Annotated in this window: 19 protein-coding genes; 7 read left to right on the plus strand and 12 right to left on the minus strand. The window is 61.7% G+C overall.

What is annotated here, in order from left to right:
* Window positions 1–269: 269 nt before the first annotated feature.
* Genes proS through AC1DOG_RS11450 form a run of 3 tightly spaced genes read left to right on the plus strand, consistent with a single transcriptional unit; the run spans window position 270 to window position 3,617 of the window.
* Complete coding sequence (gene proS, locus AC1DOG_RS11440) at window positions 270–1,592, plus strand: proline--tRNA ligase (RefSeq protein ID WP_018900194.1); 1,323 nt, start codon at window positions 270–272, stop codon at window positions 1,590–1,592.
* Between the two features lie 19 nt (window positions 1,593–1,611).
* Window positions 1,612–2,919, plus strand: coding sequence for a lipoprotein-releasing ABC transporter permease subunit (locus tag AC1DOG_RS11445; RefSeq protein WP_477928056.1), 1,308 nt, complete (start codon window positions 1,612–1,614; stop codon window positions 2,917–2,919).
* A gap of 14 nt (window positions 2,920–2,933) precedes the next feature.
* Window positions 2,934–3,617: an ABC transporter ATP-binding protein gene (locus AC1DOG_RS11450; protein ID WP_477928058.1), complete on the plus strand. Its 684-nt coding sequence runs from the start codon at window positions 2,934–2,936 to the stop codon at window positions 3,615–3,617.
* 26 nt (window positions 3,618–3,643) lie between these two features.
* Here the strand turns inward: AC1DOG_RS11450 and AC1DOG_RS11455 are convergent, their stop codons facing one another.
* Window positions 3,644–4,219, minus strand: a complete 576-nt coding sequence (locus AC1DOG_RS11455) for a hypothetical protein (protein ID WP_477928059.1) — start codon at window positions 4,217–4,219, stop codon at window positions 3,644–3,646.
* Between the two features lie 302 nt (window positions 4,220–4,521).
* Here AC1DOG_RS11455 and dnaE point away from each other — a divergent pair, with 302 nt between their 5' ends.
* Window positions 4,522–8,019: a DNA polymerase III subunit alpha gene (gene dnaE, locus AC1DOG_RS11460; protein ID WP_477928061.1), complete on the plus strand. Its 3,498-nt coding sequence runs from the start codon at window positions 4,522–4,524 to the stop codon at window positions 8,017–8,019.
* Here dnaE and AC1DOG_RS11465 read toward each other — a convergent pair.
* The 4 genes from AC1DOG_RS11465 to AC1DOG_RS11480 all read right to left on the minus strand — a co-directional run bounded on the left by AC1DOG_RS11465 (window position 8,016) and on the right by AC1DOG_RS11480 (window position 11,686).
* Window positions 8,016–9,251: a L,D-transpeptidase family protein gene (locus AC1DOG_RS11465; RefSeq protein ID WP_477928062.1), complete on the minus strand. Its 1,236-nt coding sequence runs from the start codon at window positions 9,249–9,251 to the stop codon at window positions 8,016–8,018. The two genes, dnaE and AC1DOG_RS11465, sit on opposite strands and share 4 nt — an antisense overlap.
* Window positions 9,252–9,346: 95 nt before the next feature.
* A complete protein-coding gene (locus tag AC1DOG_RS11470; RefSeq protein ID WP_477928064.1) occupies window positions 9,347–10,636 on the minus strand; it encodes a DNA polymerase IV in 1,290 nt (429 codons plus the stop codon).
* A 70-nt stretch (window positions 10,637–10,706) separates the two neighbouring features.
* Window positions 10,707–11,375, minus strand: a complete 669-nt coding sequence (locus tag AC1DOG_RS11475; protein ID WP_477928066.1) for a hypothetical protein — start codon at window positions 11,373–11,375, stop codon at window positions 10,707–10,709.
* Window positions 11,376–11,377: 2 nt separating this feature from the next.
* Window positions 11,378–11,686 (minus strand): DUF3572 domain-containing protein, encoded by a 309-nt coding sequence (locus tag AC1DOG_RS11480; protein ID WP_477928068.1) that lies wholly within the window; start codon window positions 11,684–11,686, stop codon window positions 11,378–11,380.
* A gap of 135 nt (window positions 11,687–11,821) precedes the next feature.
* Here AC1DOG_RS11480 and AC1DOG_RS11485 point away from each other — a divergent pair, with 135 nt between their 5' ends.
* Window positions 11,822–12,193, plus strand: coding sequence for a response regulator (locus AC1DOG_RS11485; RefSeq protein ID WP_018900184.1), 372 nt, complete (start codon window positions 11,822–11,824; stop codon window positions 12,191–12,193).
* An 18-nt stretch (window positions 12,194–12,211) separates the two neighbouring features.
* Entirely contained in the window at window positions 12,212–13,579 is a 1,368-nt protein-coding gene (locus tag AC1DOG_RS11490) for a PleD family two-component system response regulator (RefSeq protein ID WP_477928070.1), read from the plus strand.
* A gap of 739 nt (window positions 13,580–14,318) precedes the next feature.
* On the opposite strand, the gene rpmG is transcribed toward AC1DOG_RS11490, so the two are convergent.
* From rpmG to topA, 5 genes are all read right to left on the minus strand, one after another.
* Window positions 14,319–14,486 carry a 50S ribosomal protein L33 gene (gene rpmG, locus AC1DOG_RS11495; RefSeq protein WP_018900182.1) on the minus strand — a complete coding sequence of 56 codons (168 nt, stop codon included), beginning with the start codon at window positions 14,484–14,486 and terminating at the stop codon, window positions 14,319–14,321.
* Between the two features lie 93 nt (window positions 14,487–14,579).
* Complete coding sequence (locus AC1DOG_RS11500) at window positions 14,580–15,764, minus strand: MFS transporter (RefSeq protein WP_018900181.1); 1,185 nt, start codon at window positions 15,762–15,764, stop codon at window positions 14,580–14,582.
* Window positions 15,765–16,043: 279 nt separating this feature from the next.
* Entirely contained in the window at window positions 16,044–16,505 is a 462-nt protein-coding gene (locus AC1DOG_RS11505; RefSeq protein WP_112941531.1) for a DUF983 domain-containing protein, read from the minus strand.
* 32 nt (window positions 16,506–16,537) lie between these two features.
* Window positions 16,538–18,907, minus strand: a complete 2,370-nt coding sequence (gene rnr / locus AC1DOG_RS11510) for a ribonuclease R (RefSeq protein ID WP_477928073.1) — start codon at window positions 18,905–18,907, stop codon at window positions 16,538–16,540.
* Window positions 18,904–21,591 carry a type I DNA topoisomerase gene (topA, locus tag AC1DOG_RS11515; protein ID WP_477928075.1) on the minus strand — a complete coding sequence of 896 codons (2,688 nt, stop codon included), beginning with the start codon at window positions 21,589–21,591 and terminating at the stop codon, window positions 18,904–18,906. Before topA ends, rnr begins: the two co-directional genes overlap by 4 nt.
* A 257-nt stretch (window positions 21,592–21,848) precedes the next feature.
* On the opposite strand from topA, the gene AC1DOG_RS11520 reads away from it, so the two are divergent.
* Entirely contained in the window at window positions 21,849–22,028 is a 180-nt protein-coding gene (locus tag AC1DOG_RS11520) for a hypothetical protein (protein WP_018900176.1), read from the plus strand.
* A gap of 4 nt (window positions 22,029–22,032) precedes the next feature.
* Here the strand turns inward: AC1DOG_RS11520 and dprA are convergent, their stop codons facing one another.
* Together dprA and plsY are read right to left on the minus strand one after the other, a co-directional pair.
* On the minus strand, window positions 22,033–23,181 hold the full coding sequence (dprA, locus tag AC1DOG_RS11525) for a DNA-processing protein DprA (RefSeq protein WP_477928077.1): 1,149 nt from the start codon (window positions 23,179–23,181) through the stop codon (window positions 22,033–22,035).
* 5 nt (window positions 23,182–23,186) lie between these two features.
* On the minus strand, window positions 23,187–23,807 hold the full coding sequence (gene plsY / locus AC1DOG_RS11530) for a glycerol-3-phosphate 1-O-acyltransferase PlsY (protein WP_477928079.1): 621 nt from the start codon (window positions 23,805–23,807) through the stop codon (window positions 23,187–23,189).
* Window positions 23,808–23,863 lie beyond the last annotated feature (56 nt).

Here is a 23,863-nt window from a genome sequence, read left to right on the forward strand (position 1 = left end):
TCAAAGATTGTGCTTTGTCATCAGATTTTTTTGCATTTTTGCTACACTCGAGTAAATTTTTTCTGTTGATAAGAGTTTCGCGCAAGTCATTATAATTTCGCCGCTTTCTTGGTTTCTTCGGTTTGCGGGCCTGAACTTGCTCTAAGAGAAGCCTGTGGAAATCCCTCGCGGGTTTCCTTCCTGCCGCGAAGCGGTTATGAACGCTGCCAACATTGTGATTGCCTTCGATTCCGCTATTTGGCGGCGTCTCAACAGCTCTGGAATTCGCTATGCGTCTGTCTCGCTACTTCATGCCCATCCTCAAGGAAAACCCCAAGGAGGCTGAAATCGTCTCCCACCGGTTGATGCTGCGTGCCGGCATGATCCGGCAGCAGTCGCAGGGGATCTACTCCTGGCTGCCGCTGGGCAAGCGCGTGCTCGACAAGGTCAACAACATCATCCGCGAGGAGCAGAACCGCTCCGGCGCCATCGAGCTGTCGATGCCGACCCTGCAGTCGGCCGAGCTCTGGCAGGAAAGCGGGCGCTACGACGCCTACGGCAAGGAGATGCTGCGCATCAAGGACCGCCAGGACCGTCCGATGCTGTACGGCCCGACCAACGAAGAGATGGTCACCGATATTTTCCGGTCTTCGGTCAAGTCTTACAAGGACTTGCCGCTGAACCTCTATCACATCCAGCTGAAGTTCCGCGACGAGATCCGTCCGCGCTTCGGCACCATGCGCTCGCGTGAGTTCATGATGAAGGACGCCTATTCCTTCGACATGACCCGCGAAGGCGCCGAGCATTCCTACAAGAAGATGTTCGCAGCCTATCTGCGCACCTTCGATCGTCTCGGCCTGCGCGCCATCCCCATGCGCGCCGACACCGGCCCGATCGGCGGCGATCTCAGCCACGAGTTCATCATCCTCGCCGACACCGGGGAATCCGAAGTCTACAGCCACAAGGATTTCGTGAATTTCGATATCCCCTCGGTCGACACCAACTTCGACGACGTCGCCGGCCTGGATGCGATCTTCAAGAAGTGGACCTCGGTCTACGCCGCCACCTCCGAGATGCACGACGAAGCCGCCTTCGACGCCATCCCCGAGAGCGATCGCCTGTCCGCACGCGGAATTGAAGTCGGCCATATCTTCTACTTCGGCACGAAATATTCCGAGCCGATGGGCGCGAAGGTGCAGGGACCGGATGGCAAGGAACACGCCGTCCACATGGGATCCTACGGTATCGGCCCGACACGCCTTGTTCCCGCCATCATCGAAGCATCGCATGACGAGAACGGAATCATCTGGCCGGCCTCGGTTGCGCCTTTCGATGTCGTCGTGATCAACATGAAGGCCGGCGACGCCGCTTGCGACGCTGCCTGCGAGAAGATCTACGCGGAGCTCTCGAAGGCCGGCGTCGATGTTCTCTATGACGATACCGACGATCGCGCCGGCACCAAGTTCGCAACCGCGGACCTGATCGGTGTGCCCGTACAGATCATCGCCGGCCCGCGCGCGGTCGCGAACGGCGAAGTGGAAGTCAAGGACCGCAAGACCGGTGCCCGCGAAACGATGACCATCGACGCGGCAATCAATAAGCTCTTGGGCTAAGAAGAAGGCGGGAGGCGAAATGGCAGACGCAGCGGTGAGCCAGCAGGGATCCAAATCCGGCTCGGCTGCGGCCAGCAGGCCATTTTCCGCTTTCGAGCGACTTGTGGCGTGGCGCTATCTGCGCGCACGCCGCAAGGAAGCCTTCATCTCGGTGATCGCAGGCTTCTCCTTCATCGGCATCATGCTCGGCGTTGCGACGCTGATCATCGTCATGGCGGTGATGAACGGTTTCCGCACCGAGCTGATCTCACGTATCCTTGGCATCAACGGCCACATGATCGTGCAGCCAGTCGATGGCCCGTTCACCGATTATCCGGCGTTGACCGATCGCCTGGGCGCCGTGCCCGGCATCAAGGTGGCGCTGCCGCTCGTGGAAGGCCAGACGTTGGCCTCCGGTGCCGGCGGCGCTGGCACCGGCGCTCTGGTTCGCGGCATTCGCGCCGAAGATCTGGGCAAGGTGAAAACCGTCTCCGACAACATCAAGTCCGGCGACCTCGTCGGCTTTGCGGCTGGCCAAGGCGTTCTCATCGGCTCGCGCATGGCCGACCAGCTCGGCCTGCAGGCGGGCGACACCATTACGCTGATATCACCGGAAGGTGACGTGACGCCGATGGGCATCAATCCGCGCGTCAAATCCTACAAGGTCTCGGGCATCTTCGAGATCGGCATGTCGGAATATGACGCGACGATCATCTATATGCCGCTCGAGGAAGCGCAGCTCTATTTCAACGCCGAAGGGCTGGTGCAGTCGATCGAGCTCTATGTCGACAATCCGGACAATATCGACGAGCTCCGCCCCAAGGTGGAGCAGGCAGCCGGCCGCCAGATCGCGATCACCGACTGGCGCCAGCGCAACCAGACCTTCTTCTCGGCGCTGCAGGTCGAGCGCAACGTCATGTTCATGATTCTGACGCTGATTGTTCTCGTCGCCGCGCTCAACATCATCTCCGGCCTCATCATGCTGGTGAAGGACAAGGGCAGCGATATCGCTATTCTACGCACGATGGGCGCGAGCTCCGGCGCCATCATGCGGATCTTCTTCATGACGGGTGCTGCGATCGGCCTGGTCGGCACCTTCGCCGGCGTGCTGCTCGGAGTCATCGTTTGCATCAACATCGAGAAGATCCGCGCGTTCTTCTCCTGGCTGTCGGGCACGGTGCTGTTTGACCCGCAGCTCTACTTCCTCAGCCAGCTCCCGGCCAAGATGGAGGTCGGCGAAACGGTCTCCGTCGTCGTCATGGCGCTGACGCTGTCTTTCTTCGCGACAATCTTCCCCGCATGGCGCGCTTCCAAGCTCGACCCCGTGCAGGCCCTGCGCTACGAATAAGGAATGCTGATTACATGAAGCGGAATACCGTTCTCAAGCTTTCCGGCGTCGAGCGTCACTATGGCCAGGGGGAGACCCAGCTTTCGATCCTGAAGAAGGCCGACCTCACCATCAACAGCGGCGAGATCGTCGCGCTTGTGGCTCCATCAGGCACCGGCAAGTCGACCCTGCTGCATCTGGCAGGCCTGCTCGAGCATCCCGATGGCGGCGAAGTCACCATCAGCGGCAATGCCTGCAATGGCCTTTCCGACGGTAAGCGCACGGCGATCCGCCGCAGCGAAATCGGCTTCGTCTATCAGTTCCACCACCTGCTTCCCGAATTCTCGGCGCTTGAGAATATCATGATGCCGCAGATGATCGCCGGTCTGCCGCGCAACGAAGCCAAGGTGCGGGCAGGGCAGCTGCTCGACTACATGCGCATCGGCCACCGTGGCGCCCATCGTCCTGGTGAACTCTCTGGCGGTGAACAGCAGCGCGTGGCGATCGCCCGCGCCGTCGCCAACGCGCCGAGCCTTCTGCTCGCTGACGAACCAACGGGCAACCTCGACCCCGAGACGGCGAGCTATGTCTTCGAAGCATTGGAGGCATTGGTGCGCCAGTCCGGCCTCGCGGCGCTGATCGCCACCCACAACCACGAACTCGCGGCCCGCATGGACCACCGCGTCACCATCGCCGACGGCAAGGTCGTGGATTTCTGAAATCTCACTGTCGGGTCAGGACCAATCTAACCGCCGCAGATCGACTGCCCGGTTTCGTCCTTCCAGTCGGCAATCGTGATCGTGCGCGCCTCGGCCTTCGCATCCTTACCGTCGCGCTGCAGCTTGCCGGTGAGCGCATTGTAGTCGCACGAGCCGCCGCCATCCGGATTTAGCGTATCGTAGTGGCTGTAGGTGTAGCCGGCGACCACGAACTGGTTGTTGCGGTAGGCAAGCGTCAGCGTCTGTTCCCAGCGGTCGCGGCCGATGGCGCTGTTCTGCGAATGGATGGCGATCGAGCTCTTGCCCGCAGCCTTGATCGACGGCTCCTGGCCGTAAATCCCCTCAGCCACCGTGGTTCCCCAGATCTTGCCGGGTGCGCTCGTCGCGAGCCGCAACAGGTCGTGGTCATCCCGCAGATAGATGTAGACGCCGAGCTGGTCGTCGGCGGCATCATCTGGGGCCTCTGCCAGCAACGCCAAATCCGGCTTGCCATCGCCGTTCCAGTCGCCGACCGCCACATCGACGATGCGCGCCGGATCAGGATCCGCGCCGAAGGCCGCGCTGGCTGAAAGCAGGATTGCCACAAAGATGAATCGACGCATGCTCGTCTCCCGTTTGCCGTTAACCAAACAGAAAACAATCCTGTTGACAACGGAACAAGAGCGGAACAAAATAAAAACATAAGAGCACAGGAGAGCCAAATGACTGACATGATCCGCGATATCGCAGCATTCACCTCCATCGCAATGTTCATTGCCAGCTTCTCTTTGATCTGCATGGCAATGTAAGAATAACGGGGACCGCATGGCTGTCATGCGGTCCGATGGTACCCGCCTCTCTGGACATCGACGTCCCCAAATCCGACAATGCATCCGATTCATACGGATGCGCGGAAAGGCATATCATGGCGGGCACTGAAAACGGCGCGAGCGACTTCATCGGCGGTACGCCGGGCTTCGTTCACCTGCGTGTGCACTCCGCCTTCTCGCTGCTTGAGGGGGCGCTGCCGCTCAAGAAGATTCTCTACAAGGCATCGGGCGATAGCCAGCCGGCGATCGCCATCACCGATACCAACAATCTATTCGTCGCACTGGAATTTGCGCAGAAATCGATGGACGAGGGCCTGCAGCCGATTATCGGCTGCCAGGTCTCCATCGATATGGAAGACGGGCTTGAGACCGAGCGCCGCGGCGGCCAACAGCAGCTGGCGAAACTGCCGTCGATCGTGCTTCTGTCCGCCACCGACGCCGGCTATGAACGGCTGGTGGATCTCGTCAGCCGTGCCTATCTCGGCGGCGAGGGCGCCGGGCAGGCGGTCCACATCAAGGCCTCGTGGCTCGATGAGTTCGGCACCGAGGGCCTGATCGCGCTGTCAGGCGCATCGACCGGCCCGATCGACATGCCGCTGAAAGAGGGCCACATCGCGCCGGCGACCGCGCGCTTGCTGTCTCTGAAGGACAAGTTCGGCGATCGGCTCTACATGGAACTGCAGCGCCAAGGCACCTACGACAAGCGCCATGAGCAGCGGGTGATCGGCCTTGCCTATGAACACGAGATCCCGCTGGTTGCGACCAACGAAGCCTTCTTCCCGACGCGCGACGATTACGACGCGCACGATGCGCTGATGGCCGTGGCGCACAATGCCATCGTCTCCGACGACACGCGTTTTCGCCTGACGCCGGATCACTATCTGAAGAGCCGCGCCGAGATGGTGAAGCTTTTCGCCGATCTGCCCGAGGCGCTTGAAAATACGGTGGAGATCGCCCGCCGCTGCTCCTTCGTTTTGAAGACCCGCAAGCCGATCCTCCCGCGCTTCACCGGCGCCACGGCCGACCCCGAAGAGGCGGAGCGTGCCGAATCGCTGGAGCTTCGCCGCCAGGCCGTCGAAGGTCTCGACATGCGCCTTCAGACGCTCGGCATGTCTGCGGGCTATGAGGAGAAGGACTACCGCGACCGCCTGGAATTCGAGCTCAGCGTTATCGAGCGCATGAAATTCCCCGGCTACTTCCTGATCGTTGCCGACTTCATCAAGTGGGCCAAGCTGCAGGATATTCCCGTCGGCCCCGGCCGCGGCTCCGGCGCGGGCTCGCTGGTCGCCTATGCGCTCACCATTACCGACGTCGATCCGCTGCGCTTCTCGCTGCTCTTCGAACGCTTCCTCAATCCGGAACGCGTCTCGATGCCCGACTTCGATATCGACTTCTGCCAGGATCGCCGCGAAGAGGTGATCCGCTATGTGCAGAAGAAATACGGCCGCGAGCAGGTGGCGCAGATCATCACCTTCGGTTCGTTGCAGGCGCGCGCCGCCCTTCGTGACGTCGGTCGCGTGCTTGAAATGCCCTACGGCCAGGTCGACAAGATCTGCAAGCTGGTGCCCAACAATCCGGCCAACCCGACGCCGCTGTCGAAGGCGATCGAGGAGGAGCCGAAGCTGCAGGAAGAGGCCGACAAGGAGCCCGTCGTCGCCCGCCTGCTCGATATCGCCCAGAAAATCGAAGGCCTCTACCGTCACGCCTCGACGCACGCCGCGGGCATCGTCATCGGCGACCGCCCGCTGTCGAAGCTGGTGCCGATGTACCGAGATCCGCGCTCCGACATGCCGGTCACCCAGTTCAACATGAAGTGGGTCGAGCAGGCCGGTCTCGTCAAGTTCGACTTCCTCGGCCTGAAGACGTTGACGACGCTGAAGGTGGCTGTCGACTTCGTCGCCAAGCGCGGCATCAAGGTCGATCTCGCCGCGATCCCGCTCGATGACAAGCTGACCTATGAGATGCTGTCGCGCGGCGAAACGGTCGGCGTGTTCCAGGTGGAAAGTGCCGGCATGCGCAAGGCGCTGATCGGCATGCGGCCGGACTGCATCGAGGACATCATCGCGCTCGTGGCGCTGTATCGCCCGGGTCCGATGGAGAACATCCCGACCTACAATGCCCGCAAGCATGGCGAGGAAGAGCTCGAATCGATCCACCCGACCATCGATTACCTGCTGAAGGAAACGCAGGGCGTTATCGTCTACCAGGAGCAGGTCATGCAGATCGCTCAGGTGCTGTCGGGCTATTCGCTCGGCGAGGCCGATCTTCTGCGCCGCGCCATGGGTAAGAAGATCAAGGCGGAGATGGATCAGCAGCGCGAGCGCTTCGTCGTCGGCGCCGTCAAGAACGGCGTGTCGAAGCCACAGGCAGACAACATCTTCGAGCTTCTGGCGAAGTTCGCCAACTACGGCTTCAACAAGTCGCACGCGGCCGCCTACGCCATCGTCTCCTATCAGACGGCCTACATGAAGGCGCATTATCCGGTCGAGTTCCTCGCCGCCTCGATGACGCTCGACATGTCGAACACCGAAAAGGTCAACGACTTCAGGCAGGATGCCAAGCGCCTCGGTATCGAGGTGATCGCGCCGTCCGTGCAGACCTCGTTCCGCCACTTCCAGACAGGCGACAACCGCATTTATTACGCGCTCGCTGCGCTGAAGGGTGTCGGCGAATCGGCCGTCGATCATATCGTCGAGGTGCGCGGCGACACGCCATTCGCCAGCCTCGAGGATTTCTGCCTGCGCATAGATCCCAAGCAGGTGAACCGGCGCGTGCTGGAAAGCCTGATCTTCGCCGGTGCCTTCGATTGCTTCGAGCTTGATCGCGCCCAGTTGTCCGGCGGCATCGATCGCATCATGGGCTATGCCCAGCGCGCCCAGGAAAACAAGCTGAGCGGCCAGTCGGATATCTTCGGCGGCGTGTTGTCATCGGGTCCGGAAAAGATTTCGATGCCGCCTTTCTCGCCCTGGCTACCCTCGGAGCGCCTGCTCAAGGAGTTCCAGGTCCTCGGTTTCTACCTGACGGCCCATCCGCTCGATAGTTACAGCAGTGTGCTGGAGAAGATGCGCGTCCAGACCTTCGGTGATTTCGCGGCCGCCGTGAAGCAGGGCGCCAGCAATGCGCGCCTTGCCGGAACCGTCATCTCCAAGCAGGAGCGTAAGACGCGCACCGGCAACAAGATGGGCATCATCGTTTTCTCGGATTCATCCGGCCAGTTCGAAGCGGTGCTCTTCTCGGAGATGCTGAACCAGTATCGCGACATGCTGGAATCGGGAAAATCCTTCGTCATCACTGCGACCGGCGAAGAGCGACCGGAGGGCATCGGTCTGCGCATCCAGACGATCCAGTCGCTGGAGGAAAAGTCGTTGCAGATGCAGAAGGCGTTGCGCGTCTATGTCCGGGATTCCGGCCCGCTGCGCGCCGTTGCCGCCCATCTCAACGCCAGGGGCGACGGCCTCGTCTCCTTCATCGTCATCAAGGAGGATGGCAAGCGCGAGATCGAGGTGGAACTGGCGCAAAAATACAGGATCACGCCCGAAATCGCCGCCGCCATGCGCTCGGCACCCGGGGTGATCGATGTGGAGCTGGTTTAGCCTCGCGTCAGCGTGATGAAGTCGGTGCCCTGACCGGTCTCCGGGCCGACGCCTGTGTCGGAGATCGTCAGCGTCGATCCCGGCGTCAGCATCGAGTCAATCCGCTGTCTCGTGTCATCCGGAATGGTGATCCGGCCGAGCGCGTTCAGGATCGGCGTGCCTGATATGATCGAGCTTTCCATCGTGCTGATGCCCAGCCGCTTCATCGTCTGGCTGGTCAAGGTGTTGGGCAGCGTCACGCCCAGCCACTCGGTGGTGCCGTCTTCGAAGTTTACTTCGTGCGCGCTGAAGAAATGGGTCCCGAGCGCCAGTTCCGGTTGGGCGATCGTCACTGGCGCCTCGAACACCTGCTGGAATCCCTGCCGCACCATGATCACGCCATTCGGTGGTTCACCCTTGCCGGCAGCGCTATAGACCGCGCGCAGAAGGTCATCACTGATGAGTGACTTGGCGGCATCAGGGCTCATCGGATGCTGCTTCTTGAACTCGCCGATCGCCTGAACCGTCGCCGGCCCGAGATAGCCGTCGGCGTTGCCGACTGCAAGTCCGAGCTCGGCGAGATAGGTCTGCAGATCGATGATCGTCTCGCGCTGCGCCCGGCGGGTGATCAGGATCTTCACCGGCTGGTCGTTGACGGGCGCCACGATCGGCTGCACCTGCAGCCGCGGCATCGCCACCTCGTTCATCGCCACCTGCACCGGCAGCGAGCCGATGGCCGGCCTAAGTTCGACATCGGATAGCAGTGGCGCCGGGGCCGGCGCGTGTGGGCTAAACAGCAGCGGATGATCGACCGGTTCCGGCGCAAGCTGCGCGTCGGTGATGATAACGGGCACGCCCATCTCGGTCATCTTGTAGAGTTGCTTTGCGAATGCATCGGGCATGCGCACGCAGCCGTGCGAGGCGGGATAGCGCGGCACGGAGTTCGACTGGTGGAGCGCGATGCCCGACCATGTCAGCCGCTGCATGAACGGCATCGGCGCGCCCGAATAGATGTTGGATTCGTGGTAGGTCTGCTTCTCGATCACGGAAAAGATGCCGCTTGGCGTGGTGTGGCCGGATTTGCCGCTCGATATCTTCGACGTGGCGATGACATCGGCGCCGTCATAGACGGCCAGCGATTGCTTGCTCTTGGAAACGAAGATCTGCAGCGCCCGCGCGTCCGTGGCGAACGCGGGGTGCACGAGGGCGGTGGCCGACAGCAAGCCAAGCCCGAAGACGAGACGCGAGAACATTTGAACCCAACCGATACGCAATACTACGCGCCGGAGGGTAATGCTCGAAACTTAAGGAAGATTTGAAATGAGCGATCTCGAGTAGGGCTCACATATTATTGATTGCGCTTGCTTCCGAACGTATAGCCGGTCTCGACCGTGCCTTTTCCGAACTTGTCGCGCAATTTGTCCATCGCGGCCTCGGCCGCGGCACGACGTCCGGATTGAACGTCGATCAGGTCGGGCGGATCCGCCCGCGTCGGGTCGCAAAGGTCGGTCACGCCGATGCCGATCAGTCGGAACTTGGTTCCGTCGGTCTCCTTCTGCAGCAGTTCGATGCCGGTGCGGAAAATCCGGTCGGCAAGCTGCGTCGGGTCCTCCAGCTTGCGGTTGCGCGTGCGCGACTTAAAGTCCGCCGTCTTCATCTTCAAGACAACGGTGTGGCCTGCGATGTCGCCTTTTTTCAGCCGCCAGGCGACTTTCTCGGAGAGATTGCGCAACACTGGAACGAGTTCCTCATATCGCGAAATGTCGTCGAAGAAGGTCGTCTCGGCCGAAACGCTCTTGGCCGGATCGTTCAGATGCACATCGCGGTCATCGATCCCGCGCGATAGCCGCGACAGCCGTTGTCCCATGGTGCCGTAGCGGCGCATCAGGTCTGTCTCGTCCATGGTCTGCAACTGGCCGATGGTGCGGATGCCGTCGGCATCGAGCGTCGCGGCGAAGGCCTTTCCCACGCCCCAGATCGTCGTCACAGGACGCGGCGCCAGGAACGAAACCGCTTCCTCGCGACCGATAACCGAGAATCCGCGCGGCTTCTGCAGGTCGGAGGCCACCTTGGCCAGGAACTTGCAGTAGGAGAGCCCGATCGAAACGGTGATGCCGATCTCCTTCTCAACGCGGCGGGCGAATTTCGCCAGCGTGCGCGCCGGCGGGTCGTTGTGCAGCCGCTCGGTGCCGCCGAGTTCCAGAAACGCCTCGTCGATCGACAGCGGCTGAACGAGCGGCGTCAGCTCCTGCATCATCGCCCGCACCTCGCGGCCGACCTTGACGTATTTCTCCATGTTGGGAGGGATCACCACCGCCTGCGGGCAGGCCTCAAGCGCCTTGAACATCGGCATGGCCGAGCGCACGCCATAGATCCGCGCGACATAGCAGGCCGTCGATACCACGCCGCGTTTTCCCCCGCCGATGATGACGGGCTTATCGGCCAGCTCGGGATTGTCGCGCTTCTCCACCGAGGCATAGAAGGCATCGCAGTCGATATGCGCGAGCGTCAGGCCATAGAGCTCGTCGTGGCGCACGAGGCGAGGGCTGCCGCAGGCGGCACAGCGTCGCCCCTCCGCCTTCTGCTCGGCAAGGCAGTCGCGACAGAAGCCGGGTGTCTTGGCAGGATTGGCGATCATCGACGGGAACAAAGGTTGAACATCGCGACATTACGCTCTAAGTTCGAGAGTCTCAAGAGGATGTCGGCGCTTATGCGCTGGTTTTGCTGGATGACGTCGTGGTCGAGAAATGCCGCCGCATCAGCTCGGCCGCATGCGTCCAGTCGGACGCTTGGACGATTGTGCCGGTGGGCGGCGGCGCGAATGGCTTGAAATCGGCATTCGCCATCATGTTGAGCAGCAGGCAATCCGGCACATGGTCGGCAACGGAAAGGAGGTTGCGTTGGATATCGTCGATAAAGGCGACGGGCAGCTCCCGGCGGTCGTGCAGCGCAGCCACGATCGGCCCCTTGGGCTGTTCCGAGGCGATCATGTCGAAGCACAGATCGAACCGGTCGAGAAGCTTGCGGCGCACCTCGTGGTGGCGCGGCGGCATGGCCGTGAGAAAGACGATGTCGGCATCGGCAGCCAGCGCATGAAGCGTTTCGACGGCGCGCTCCGCCGGCTCCTGCCACAGGTCCTGGGTCTCAAAGAATATCTCGTGGAAGCGGTCGAATTGGTCCCGGTCCATCTCCGCCCCATCGAGCAGCGACACGATATTGCCGTGCAGCCGGAAGGAACGTGGCAGGAGATCGTAATCATGCGAGCGCAGGAAACGGGTGAGGGGCGAGAGAAATTCCAGCACCACCTCGTCTATATCGCAGACGATCAGCGGGCGATCACCGAGGCGCACCTGAGAGGGATCGGTGACCACGCTCATGATCAATACTCGCCCGAGCAGAGGCCGGCCGGAGAGAAATGCTGCCAGGCTGCATTCAGCACCTCCGGCGGCGTCCCGTTTGCCTGGCAAAACGCCAGCGCCGTCGGCTCATGCTGCATCAGAAAGTCCATCATGCCGGATAGGAACCCCGGATCATTGATCGCGTTCCTTACCTGCGCCGGTTCGACCCCCGTCAGCGCCAGAAAGCGGCCAAACAGATCGGGTTCGTTTGCGAGCCAGGCGAGAACTGCGATTGCCGTCTCTTGCGGGTCGGCGGCGTGTTGCTTTGAAGTCTTGAAGTTGCTCTGCATTTCTTGCGGTAAATTACCTATTTTTCAACCAAATACCGATAGCGTGCCGCAATCGGTTTCATGGCGGCCGGTGCGCCAGCGGGTTCATTCTCGCCAGGCGAAACGGTTTTCATGACGGACTTAGGATCGCGTTCGATGCCCAAACAAGTGATGATTGTAGAGGATAACGAGCTCAACATGAAGCTCTTTCGCGACCTCATCGAGGCGTCCGGCTACAGGACCATCCAGACCCGCAACGGTATGGAAGCGCTGGATCTTGCCCGCAAGCATCGCCCGGATCTCATCCTCATGGATATCCAGCTGCCAGAAGTTTCCGGGCTCGAAGTCACCAAGTGGCTGAAAGAGGACGACGAGCTCCACGTCATTCCCGTCATTGCCGTCACCGCCTTCGCGATGAAGGGCGACGAGGAGCGTATCCGCCAGGGCGGCTGCGAGGCTTATGTCTCCAAGCCAATCTCCGTTCCGAAATTCATCGAGACGATCAAGACCTACCTCGGCGACGCCTGATAGATCGGAAAGAAGCTTATGACCGCGCGCATTCTCGTCGTTGATGATATCCCGGCAAACGTGAAGCTGCTTGAAGCGCGGCTGATCGCCGAATATTTCGACGTGCTGACGGCGTCCGACGGTTATCAGGCTCTGGCGATTTGCGACCGCAACCAAGTCGATCTCATCCTGCTCGATATCATGATGCCGGGCATGGACGGCTTCGAAGTCTGCGAGCGACTGAAGTCCAACCCGAAGACATCGCATATTCCCGTCGTCATGGTGACCGCGCTCGATCAGCCGGCCGACCGCGTGCGTGGCCTGAAAGCCGGCGCCGACGACTTCCTGACCAAGCCGGTCAACGATCTGCAGCTGATTGCTCGCGTCAAGAGCCTGCTGCGCCTGAAGACGCTGAGCGACGAACTGCGCATCCGCGCCCAGACGGCGCACACGATGGGCATCGACGAATTGCTGCGCGCCGATCAGCGCGGCGAGGAGGGTGGCCAGATCATGCTGGTCGATGGCCGCGCCAATTCGCAGGAGCGGATCATCAAGGCGCTGAAGCCGATCGGCAATGTCTTTGCCATTTCGGATGCCCAGGCTGCTATCTTCGAAGCATCCGAAAATCCATTCGACCTCGTGATCGTCAATTCCAATATCGACGACTACGACCCGCTCAGACTTTGCTCGCAGCTCCGCTCGCTGGAGCGCACCCGTTTCCTGCCGATCCTGATCATCACCGAGCAGGGCGATGACGAGATGGTGGTGCGGGCGCTCGATCTTGGCGTCAACGACTACATCGTCCGCCCCGTCGATCCGAACGAACTCGTGGCCCGCAGCCTCACGCAAATTCGCCGCAAGAACTACAATGACCGCCTGCGCGCCAATGTGCAGCAGACGATCGAGCTTGCGGTCACCGATCCTCTGACGGGCCTGAGCAATCGCCGCTATCTCGACAATCATATCAGCACGCTCTTCAATCGCTCGATGGCGCGCGGTCGCCCGCTGTCGGTGCTGATCGCCGATATCGACCGCTTCAAGCAGATCAACGACACGCACGGGCACGATGCCGGCGACGATATCCTGCGAGAGTTCGCCAACCGCGTTCGCTCGACGGTTCGCGGCGCCGATCTCGCCTGCCGCTATGGCGGCGAGGAATTTGTCGTCGTCATGCCCGACACCTCGCCGGAGATCGCAGCCTCGGTGGCCGAGCGCCTGCGCGGGGTCATCGAGAGCGTACCCTTCGTGGTGAAGGGCACGGGGCAGGAGCTGCAGGTGACGGCATCCTTCGGCATAGCCTCGCGCACGCCGCAGGTCATCACGCCGGGCCATCTGCTGAAGCAGGCCGACGTTGCGCTCTATGAAGCGAAGAACGGCGGTCGCAACCGAGTCGTCGCCGCGGCCTGATATTGGCATCGACCATTTAGCGCCCAAGACCGGCAGCGCATTGATCATCCACAGAAAGTTGAACGGGCGCCGATCCGGCCCTGTGTGCGGATTAGCCGCAAGTGGTAGTGTCGGCTTTTGACCTCGGCGCTGCCTGGCGAGGCCGATCTAGGCCAGCAGAGATGATGTCGGCCTCAGAAGAAAATATGAGGCGCCATCACTTTGCTTGATCTGATTGGCGGATTTTGATGGTTTTGAGGCGGTTTCACAGGCCTGCAAGCGGCAAGACTACTCGCTTGTATTGTCCGTCTATTCTTGGTGCCGGATCTTATTCTAGCGCGACGTGGCCGAAAATTATGCGAAACGGCGTCCCAAATCGGGACTTTTAACCATAAAATCAAGCTAATAAATCTCATCATTAAGAATTTGTTGATTTTCTTTCGTTTTCGCGCGAATGATCAATACATAGAAATAAAGCACTCCCTATGCGGGGTGCGCTGATACCCCATGATGCTCAGGTCCGCCGCATCTCCTGGGTCGTGGGGTCGGTCGGTCGGCAAGCAACATCTGCGGTTCCTCGTGCCGCGTTGCCTGTTGACCGACCCCCTTTCGCAAAACGCCGTCCTCTCCGTTGAAACGGGCAGGGCGGCGTTTTCATTTGTCGGCCGCTCATCGTGCCTGTCGCAAGCCGTGTCGCAGACAACAAAAAAGCGCGCAGCCTGGTGGCGCGCGCTTCTAAGCGGTCTACAGGATCAAGAAATTACTTGATCTTGGTTTCCTTGAACTCGACGTGCTTGCGAGCAATCGGGTCGTACTTGGTCTTCGTCATCTTGTCCGTCATCGTACGGCTGTTCTTCGTCGTGACGTAGAAAGAACCTGTGTCGGCTGTCGACAGCAGCTTGATCTTGATTGTTGTAGCCTTGGCCATGGTCGTCCTGCCTTTAATGAAATGAAAGCCGTTGGAATCCGTCTAGGCGCCTCGGCTAATTCTGGCGCGAAACTACGAATCTAGCTTGAAAAGTCAACCCCGCTTTCGAATGAAAAGCAGTCTGCCTGCCGAAAGCACTGCATAAACGCCGAAGAAGCCGGCAATCGCCCAGGCAAAGCCGTTGTTTCCGGCCACGTCGATAGCCGCGCCGATGACTTGCGGGCCCGCAACGGTGCCAACGGCATAACAGAAGACGAAGGCGGCGTTGGCGGCGGCAAGGTCCGAACCGGTGAGGCGCGAGCCCAGGTGGCTCAATCCGACCGTATAGAGCCCGGCCACGCAGCCGCCCCAGAAGAGCAGGACGCCGGCCATCAGCACCCAGCTGTGCGAGAGCACGGGCAGCATCAGAGAGCCGATCAGGCCCATGAAGGCCATGCCGGCGAGCAGGGGGCGCTTGTCCTTCATCTTGTCGGACAGCATGCCGACGGGGATCTGGAAGATCATGTTGCCGATCCCCATGACCGTCAGCAGCAGGGCGGCTTGAGTCTCGGTGAAGGCAGCGCGCACCGCGTAGATAGGGAACAGCGCCAGTCCGCCGGCTTCCACCGCGCCGAAAATGAAGACGGCAGCCGTGGCGCTCGGAACCAGGAAGACATAGCGCATGAAATGCAGCTCCGGCTTCTCTTCAAGCACCGGGCTTTCATGGCGCGCGACAAAGATAGGAATCGCCGCCATCAAAATGGCGCAGGCGCCTACGGCGAAGGGCAGGATACCGTCGCTGCCGAGAACGGAGAAGAGCAAGGGGCCCGCCGCGAAGCCGAGTGAGAGCACGGTCGCATAGATGCCGAGCACGAAGCCGCGTTTCGATGGCGGCGAGGCGGCGTTGATCCAGAACTCGGAGAGAATGAAGAGTGTGGTCGTGGCGCCATGAAAGGCGAAGCGCAGCGGGAACCACATCCAGAAGTCCTGCGCATAGTAGAAACTGACGGCGCTGATTGCCGAGACCACCACCGCCCAAAGCATCGTCTGCGCCACGCCATAGGCATGGGCGAGCTTCGTCGTGATTGGAGCGGCCACCATCGCCGCGACGCCGGCCATCGCCGTATTGAGACCGATCAGGGTCGAGGGGATGCCGCGCTTCTCGAGGATAATGCTCAGAAGCGGCAATCCCAGCCCGATCGCAATTCCGACCGCTGAGATCGACGAAACGGCGGCTACCAGAGACGGCCAATGGATCTCTTCGACATCGCCCGGTGTGCCGTTTCGCGGCTGAGACATATATCCACCCCTACAGAACTGCTGCGCACAAACGCGACCCGAAAGCCACATCTGCCCCCATGGTCATACCAGCCTCAGATGACGGGCCAGACCCAGATGACGTGTGTGCTTTACTAGATGAACAAGGTTGGCTGCAATGATCTGATTGCGGTGGACGAGATTCAGTCAAATAAGCCTACCATCGCGCGCGTTGACATCGTGCCTGAAACAGAGTTCGCAGCACATCCGGCGCTGCTACACGCCAAATATGTCGTGACGGTGAAGGTTCAAGGAAAGTCTTCAGCCTTGATGCCGGCGGCCGGGGATTTCGTACTGATCCTGCTCGTCGCTATGGCCGCCGAAACCATGCATCTTCAGCGCCCATTGCAACCCGATGACCCCGCCCTTGATCGGCTGGATGATCAACAGCGTGGCGAGCAGCGTCAGCGGCGTCCAGATGGCGAAGGTGAGCCAGAGCGGCATCGGCCAGATCAGATCGGTCATCATGTAGCCGGCGATGATCACGTGCCCGACGATGACGATGGTGATGTAGGGCGGCAGGTCGTCCGCGCGATGGTGGTGCATGGCCTCGCCACAGGCCGCGCAATTGTCCACCGGCTTCAGATAGGCGCGGAACAGCTTGCCGCTGCCACAAGCCGGGCAACGGCCGAGAAGGCCGCGCTTGATCGATTGGCCGAGCGGGCGCTTGGTTTCATCGACATCGCCGTATTGGATCGCCTGGCTGTTCGAGGTGGTCGTCATGACTGCACTTCCTTCCCGGCGTCCCAAAACGCCTATCGACGCCCTCTCGGGGGTCTTGTCCCGGCCTGCTTGCGCGCGCGGCTTGCGTCGCGTCGGCCGCCCTTGTGGAATGAACGCACGGCGGTGGGCATCTTGCGCCCCTCGCTTACCATCTCGAACCGAAGCGCGCCGGCCAGCGGAATGGCGTCCACCAGCTTGACCTTTACACTGTCTCCCAGGCGGTAGCCGAGGCCGGTCTTTTCACCGGATAGTGCCTGATGCGCCTCATCATAGATGAAGTAGTCCATTCCCAGTGTAGATATAGGAATGAAGCCGTCTGCTCCATAGTCCGGCAGGGCGACAAATAGTCCCGATTTCGTCACACCTCCCACGCGTCCATCGAATTCCTCGCCGATACGGCCGGCAAGGTGATGGGCGATGAGACGGTCGACCGTTTCGCGTTCTGCCGCCATGGCGCGGCGCTCGAAGGTGGAGATCTCGGCCGCGATATCGTCGAGCGCGGCTTCCTCGTCCGGCGTGATCCCGCCTTCGCCGAAGCCGAGCGAGCCGACGAGCGCGCGATGCACGATCAGGTCCGCATAGCGGCGGATCGGCGAGGTGAAGTGTGCGTACTTCATCAGGTTCAGGCCGAAGTGCCCGATATTCTCGGGGCTGTAGATCGCCTGGCTCTGCGAGCGCAGCACCATCTCGTTGACCATCGTCTGGTGCGGCGTGTCCTCGGCCTTGGCGAGAATGCCGTTGAAGTTGTTGGCGCGCATGTTGCCGCCCTTGGCGAGCGTGATGCCAAGCGTCGCCAGGAACTCGCGCAGGATTTCCTGCTTGGAGAGCGACGGGCCGTCGTGCACGCGATAGATCAGCGGCTGCTTCTTCTTTTCCAGCGTCTCGGCGGCCGCGACGTTGGCCTGGATCATCATCTCTTCGATCAGCTTGTGCGCATCGAGGCGCGGCGGTACGACGACGCGGTCGACGGTGCCGTCGGGCTTCAGCTGGATCTTGCGCTCGGGCATGTCGAGTTCCAGCGGCTGCCGGCGCTCACGGCCACGCTTCATCACCTCATAGGCATGCCACAGCGGCTTCAGGATCGGCTCCAGCAGCGGCCCGGCCTTGTCATCGGGATTGCCGTCGATCGCGGCCTGCGCCTGTTGGTAGGAGAGCTTGGCAGCACTCTTCATCATCACGCGGTGGAAGGTATGCCCCGCCTTGCGTCCTTCCTTGGAGAAAGTCATGCGCACGGCCAGCGCCGGCCGGTCCTGTCCCTCGCGCAGCGAGCAGAGATCGTTGGAAATCCGCTCCGGCAGCATCGGGACGACGCGGTCGGGGAAGTAGACGGAATTGCCGCGCTTCAGCGCCTCGCGGTCGAGCGGCGAATTCGGGCGCACATAGTAGGAGACATCGGCGATCGCCACGGTGACGATCACGCCGCCCTCGTTGTCGGGCGAGGGGTCGCGCTCGGCATAGACGGCGTCGTCATGGTCCTTGGCATCGGCTGGGTCGATGGTGATGAGCGGCACGTCGCGCCAGTCCTCGCGGTGCGACATGGTCGCGGGCTTGGCGTCATCCGCCTCGGCAACCACGGCCGGCGGGAAGATATAGGGGATGCCATGGGCATGGATGGCGATCATCGAGATCGCTTTTTCCGAGGCGACCGAGCCGACGATCGAAAGAACCTTGGCGCGCGGCAATCCGAAGCTGCGCAGGCGCGCGACTTCGACCTCGACCAGATCGCCGTCCTTGGCGTCGCCCTTGTCATCGGGGTCGATCAGCATTTCCTCGCCGCGCCGCTCGATCGGCAACAGCCGCCCGCCGCCGCCAGGCGCGTCCTTGAATACGCCGAGCAGCGCGCCGCGGCGCTTGTCGAGGATCTTGATGATACGCGCCGTATAGGCCGGGCCGCCGCGATCGGTGGCGGCGAATATCTTCGCAAGAATGCGGTCGCCCATGCCGGCAACCGGCGCCTTGCCCTTGCCGTTGCGGCCGGCAGGCGAGGAGGACTGCCGAATGGAGACGGCAGGCGCCACACCCATCTCGTCCGACCATTCCGCCGGGCGGCCGATCAGGCCGCCGTCCTTGTCGCGCGTGGTGATGTCGAGCACGGTGACCGGCGGCAAAGCTCCAGGGCGGATCAGCGACTTGCGCGTCTTTTGCAGCATGCCTTCCTGCTCGAGATCGCGCAGCAGGTGCTTGAGCTCGACCCGGCTATCGCCCTTCAGCCCGAAAGCCTTGGCGAGCTCGCGTTTCGATGCCTTCTGCGGGTGATCGGCGATGAAGCGCAGGATCACTTCTCGCGAGGGAAGCGCGCCGTGCTGAATGTTGAGTGGCTCGACGGCGGGCGCCCTGCTGGGGCGTCCCGTCTTGTCGGGACGCTTGCCCATGCCCTTTGGTTCCCGCGGAATTCTGGTCACTCTTCGCTCTTTTTCTTCTTTGCGGGTGCCGCAGCTTTCTTGGCGGGCGCCTTGGCTTTTGCCTTCGGCTTGGCGGCTGCCTTTGCAGGCTTCTCGTCATCGCTCGCCGCAGCCTTGGCCTTCGCTTTCGGCTTCGCCTTGCCCTTGGCCGCCGGCGCCTTGCCGGCCTTGGCGGTGATCAGCGCCACGGCTTCCTCGACGGTCAGCGCCTGCGGATCGGTGCCCTTGGGCAGCGTCGCATTGACCTTGCCCCAATTGACATAGGGGCCGTACTTGCCGTCGCGCACGGTGATCGCACCGCCGCCATCGGGATGCTCGCCGAGCTCCTTCAGCGCCGCCGCTGCCGTGCGACCACGTCCGCCGGGACCCTTCGCAGCCTTCTCGGCGATCACGGTGACCGCGCGATTGAGGCCGATGCTGAAGACATCCTCGACGGTCTCGAGATTGGCGTAGCCGCCGTCATGCAGCAGGAACGGTCCATAACGGCCGATGCCGGCCGAGATCATCTTGCCCGATTCCGGATGCTTGCCGATATCGCGCGGCAGCGAAATCAGCGCCATCGCCTTTTCATAGTCGATATCCTCGGGCTTCCAGCCCTTCGGCAGCGAGGAGCGCTTAGCCTCCTTGCCGTCGCCACGCTGGACGTAAGGCCCGAAGCGGCCGGAACGCAGCGTCAGCTCTTCGCCGGTGACAGGATCGGTACCGAGCGCCTTCGGCTCGTTCAGCGCAGCACCCTCGGCTTCCGCGCCGCCCTCTGAAGAAAGCTGACGCGTGTAATTGCACTCGGGATAGTTCGAGCAGCCGACGAAGGCGCCGTACTTGCCGAGCTTCAGCGACAGGTTACCCGTGCCGCAGACTTGGCAGATGCGGGGATCGCTGCCGTCCTCGCGCTTCGGAAATACCAGCGGCGCGAGCGATTCGTTCAGCGAATCGAGAACGTTGGTGACGCGCAGTTCCTTGGTGTCTTCGATCTGCGCGAAGAAATCCTTCCAGAAATCGCGCAGCACCTGCTTCCAGTTCAGCTCGCCGGCCGAAATCCGGTCCAGCTTCTCTTCGAGATCAGCCGTGAAGTCGTACTCGACATACTTGGTGAAGAAGCCTTCGAGGAAGGCCGTCACCAGCCGGCCCTTGGAATGCGGGATCAGCTTGCGCTTGTCGATGATGACATATTCGCGGTCGCGAAGGGTCGCCAGCGTTGCTGCATAGGTGGACGGGCGGCCGATGCCGAGTTCTTCCATCTTCTTGATCAGCGACGCTTCCGAGTAGCGCGGTGGCGGCTCGGTGAAGTGCTGGCTCGAATTGATCTTTTGCTTGGCGAGGTTTTCGCGCGCATTGATCTCCGGCAGGCGGCCATCCTCGTCGCCGTCGTCACTCTGCTCGCCGTCTTCCTTCTGGTCCGTATAGGCGGCGATAAAGCCGTCGAAGCGGATGACGGAGCCGACTGCGCGCAGTCCAGCCTTCTCGCCGTTGTTGTCGGCGATGATCTCGGCGGTCGTGCGCTCGATCTCGGCCGATGCCATCTGACTGGCGATACCGCGCTTCCAGATCAGGTCGTAGAGCTTGATCTGGTCGGCGTCGAGATACTGGCGAACCTTGTCCGGCGAACGGTTGAAGTCCGTCGGGCGGATGGCTTCGTGCGCTTCCTGGGCGTTCTTCGCCTTGGTCGAATAGAGACGGGCCTTCTCCGGCAGGTAGCGCTGGCCGAACTGGTCGACGATGGCGCCACGCGCCGCATCGATCGCCTCGGGCGCCATCTGCACGCCATCGGTACGCATATAGGTGATCAGACCGACTGTCTCGCCGCCGATGTCGAAGCCTTCATAAAGCTTCTGCGCCACCTGCATGGTGCGCGATGCCGAAAAGCCAAGCTTCGAGGAAGCGGCCTGCTGCAGCGTTGAGGTTGTGAAGGGTGGTCCCGGGTTGCGCTTGACGGGCTTTGCCTCGACGGTGTCGACGACATAGGACGCACCTTCGAGCAGCGCCTTCAGCTTGCCGGCCTCGTCGCCGTTGCCGATCGCGCGCGCCTGCAACCGCTTGCCATTCGCCGCAACCAGCTTGGCTTCGAACTCGTCACCACGCGGTGTCTTCAGCAGCGCCGAGATGTTCCAGTATTCCTCGGAGACGAAACGCTCGATCTCGGATTCGCGGTCGCAGACCAGTCGCAGCGCCACAGACTGCACGCGTCCCGCCGAGCGGGCGCCGGGCAGCTTGCGCCAAAGCACCGGCGAAAGATTGAAGCCGACGAGATAGTCCAGTGCGCGGCGCGCCAGGTAGGCGTCGACCAGCGGCACGTCGATATCGCGCGGCTCGGCCATTGCGTCGAGCACGGCCTTCTTGGTGATTGCGTTGAAGACGACGCGCTTGACGGTCTTGCCGCCGAGCACGCGCTTCTTGTTCAGCATATCGAGCACATGCCAGGAGATCGCTTCGCCTTCGCGATCAGGGTCGGTTGCGAGGAACAGGCCGTCGGAGGACTTCACCGCGTCGGCGATGTCCTTCATACGCTTGGCCGAGGCCCCATCGACCTCCCACAGCATTTCGAAATCCTGGTCGGGCAGCACGGAGCCGTCCTTGGCGGGGAGATCGCGGACGTGGCCAAAGGAGGCGAGCACCTTGTATCCGGGTCCCAGATACTTGTTGATCGTCTTGGCCTTCGAGGGCGATTCCACCACTACAACATTCATGATGATTCTCTAAAAATGGATGCCAGCCGGCCTATATCAGGGCAGAGGACCTGCCGTGTCACGGTCGCCGGTTCTCCGACATGGACAGGGAATTCGTTTCGGTCAAGTACTTTGAGTGCATTTTTACGCATTGCAACGCGTTGCAACCAAAAGACGATATACCGCATATTGCAATTTCTGATTATTGCGATATCGTTTTTCGCGTGTGGTTCAGGCTGCGACGATCAACCCTTCCCAATTGGGGCGCGAGTGCTTTCATGACGGCTAAGTACGCAAAGAAGGATACCGGCCGATCCGGCTCCCGCGAGAACATTGCCTTCATCCGCCAGATGCTCGCCGAGTTGCGTCAGGTGGCGGAAAAGGAAAAGGCCGACATGCTCTGCTATCTGATCGAGATGGCATATGTCGAAGCCGGCGATCTCCAGGCTCGTATGTAAGTCGTCACACCTCCATTGCAATGGACACCATCCCGCCGGGGTGCCGATGCAGCCGCCCGGCGATGTCGAGCTCCAGGAGCACGAGATAGACAGCCGAGGCGCTGAGCCCCGTATGCCGGATAATATCGTCGATCTCCACGGGCGTCGGCCCAAGAGCGTCGACGATGCGAGCCCTGTCGGTCTCGTCAGGCGGCAGCAGCGACGAGCCGCCGCCGCGTTCCGGCTCCTCGGCAAGCGGTGCGGTAAACAGGTCGAGCTGCGATAGCGGCGCAAGCGCGCTGATCACATCGTCAGGCGCGGTGACGATCATCGCGCCATCCTTCAGCAGCCCGTTGGTGCCGTGGCATCGTGGATCGAGCGGTGAGCCTGGCACCGCAAAGACCAGCCTGCCGAACTCGCCTGCGAGCCGCGCGGTAATCAGCGAGCCGGAGCGCGTCGCTGCCTCCACCACCACCGTCCCAAGCGAAATGCCGGCGATCAGCCTGTTGCGTCTCGGAAAGTCACGCGCCCGCGGCTCCCAGCCGAACGGCATTTCGCTGACGGCCAGGCCGTTGCCGTTCCAGATTTCCTCAAGCAGTCCGGCGTTTTCGGGAGGGTAGGGCTGATCCAGCCCACCGGCCATGGCGGCGATCGTGCCGGTGTCTAGGCTGGCGCGGTGGGCAGCGGTATCGATGCCGCGCGCAAGGCCGGAGATAACAGCATAGCCGACGCGTCCGCATTCGCGCGCGATCATCGCCGCGAACTTCGCGCCTGATATCGAGGCATTGCGCGAACCGACGATGCCGACGGCCGGCTGCGCCGTCGCCGCGAGATTTCCCTTTACCGCGAGCAGTGGCGGCGCCCCGTCGATCTGCTTCAGCGCCTGCGGATATTCCGGCTCGCCGATGCCGACAAAGCGCGCGCCGAACCTGTGCGCCGCGTCGAGTTCCTTCAGCGCTTCGCTTTCGGTGGCGATCCGGATCGCGCGCGTTGCGCCGCCGCGTGCCGAAAGGCCGGGCAGGGCGGCAAGCGCCGCCTCGGCCGAGCCGAAATGATTGATGAGGTCGCGAAAGGTGGCCGGGCCGACATTGTCGGATCGGATGAGACGCAGCCAGGCAACACGTTGCCGGTCCGTCAGCGCAATTCCTTTTGGCCTTGCGCTGCGTGCGTCCATTCAGCCTATCCCTTTGCCCCGATCTTGCTTTCCGTGCCGCTGAAGAGGCGGCTGATATTGGCCTTGTGCTTCCAGTAGGAGATCACGGTCATGATCGCCATGATCGCTGCAACCTTCTCTGCACCCAGTATCCACAATGCAACCGGAATGACAAGCATTGCAACCAGTGCGGAAAGCGAAGAATAGCGGCTCACGAAGGCAACGCCGAGCCAGACCGCTGCGAAGCCAAGAACCATCAGCGGCGCGACGCCGAGCAGTGTGCCGATATAGGTGGCGACACCCTTGCCGCCCTTGAAGCCGATCCAGACCGGGAAGAGGTGGCCGATGAAGGCGAAGAAGCCGGCGATGACGGCGGCTTCCGGGCCGAAGAAGTAGGAGACGATCCACGCGGCCGCCGATGCCTTCAGCGCATCGAGGAGCAGCGTCGCGGCCGCCAGCTTCTTGTTGCCGGTTCGAAGAACATTGGTCGCACCGATATTGCCCGAGCCGATGCTGCGCACATCGCCGAGCCCGGCGGCGCGCGTGAGGATCAGCCCGAACGGAATGGATCCCAGCAGATAGCCGATGGCGGCGGCCGCCAGCGCGATTTGCCAGGTGATCTGCCACGTCATGAGATCAGCGCCCATGTTCCCCCACTTGTCTTCTTATCCCCATCTGTCTTCTTATAATGTGCGCACGCAGT

The organism is Rhizobium sp. 01N48, assembly GCF_056399145.1.

Coding starts and splice junctions, on each gene's coding strand:
- AC1DOG_RS11475 (WP_477928066.1), bottom strand. CDS start 11,375: ATGAGCGTGGTCACCGATCCCTCTCAGGTGCGCCTCGGTGATCGCCCG.
- AC1DOG_RS11520 (WP_018900176.1), top strand. CDS start 21,849: ATGACGGCTAAGTACGCAAAGAAGGATACCGGCCGATCCGGCTCCCGC.
- AC1DOG_RS11455 (WP_477928059.1), bottom strand. CDS start 4,219: ATGCGTCGATTCATCTTTGTGGCAATCCTGCTTTCAGCCAGCGCGGCC.
- AC1DOG_RS11500 (WP_018900181.1), bottom strand. CDS start 15,764: ATGTCTCAGCCGCGAAACGGCACACCGGGCGATGTCGAAGAGATCCAT.
- topA (WP_477928075.1), bottom strand. CDS start 21,591: ATGAATGTTGTAGTGGTGGAATCGCCCTCGAAGGCCAAGACGATCAAC.
- dprA (WP_477928077.1), bottom strand. CDS start 23,181: ATGGACGCACGCAGCGCAAGGCCAAAAGGAATTGCGCTGACGGACCGG.
- AC1DOG_RS11445 (WP_477928056.1), top strand. CDS start 1,612: ATGGCAGACGCAGCGGTGAGCCAGCAGGGATCCAAATCCGGCTCGGCT.
- rpmG (WP_018900182.1), bottom strand. CDS start 14,486: ATGGCCAAGGCTACAACAATCAAGATCAAGCTGCTGTCGACAGCCGAC.
- AC1DOG_RS11480 (WP_477928068.1), bottom strand. CDS start 11,686: ATGCAGAGCAACTTCAAGACTTCAAAGCAACACGCCGCCGACCCGCAA.
- AC1DOG_RS11470 (WP_477928064.1), bottom strand. CDS start 10,636: ATGATCGCCAATCCTGCCAAGACACCCGGCTTCTGTCGCGACTGCCTT.
- AC1DOG_RS11490 (WP_477928070.1), top strand. CDS start 12,212: ATGACCGCGCGCATTCTCGTCGTTGATGATATCCCGGCAAACGTGAAG.
- AC1DOG_RS11465 (WP_477928062.1), bottom strand. CDS start 9,251: ATGTTCTCGCGTCTCGTCTTCGGGCTTGGCTTGCTGTCGGCCACCGCC.
- dnaE (WP_477928061.1), top strand. CDS start 4,522: ATGGCGGGCACTGAAAACGGCGCGAGCGACTTCATCGGCGGTACGCCG.
- AC1DOG_RS11505 (WP_112941531.1), bottom strand. CDS start 16,505: ATGACGACCACCTCGAACAGCCAGGCGATCCAATACGGCGATGTCGAT.
- AC1DOG_RS11485 (WP_018900184.1), top strand. CDS start 11,822: ATGCCCAAACAAGTGATGATTGTAGAGGATAACGAGCTCAACATGAAG.
- AC1DOG_RS11450 (WP_477928058.1), top strand. CDS start 2,934: ATGAAGCGGAATACCGTTCTCAAGCTTTCCGGCGTCGAGCGTCACTAT.
- plsY (WP_477928079.1), bottom strand. CDS start 23,807: ATGGGCGCTGATCTCATGACGTGGCAGATCACCTGGCAAATCGCGCTG.
- proS (WP_018900194.1), top strand. CDS start 270: ATGCGTCTGTCTCGCTACTTCATGCCCATCCTCAAGGAAAACCCCAAG.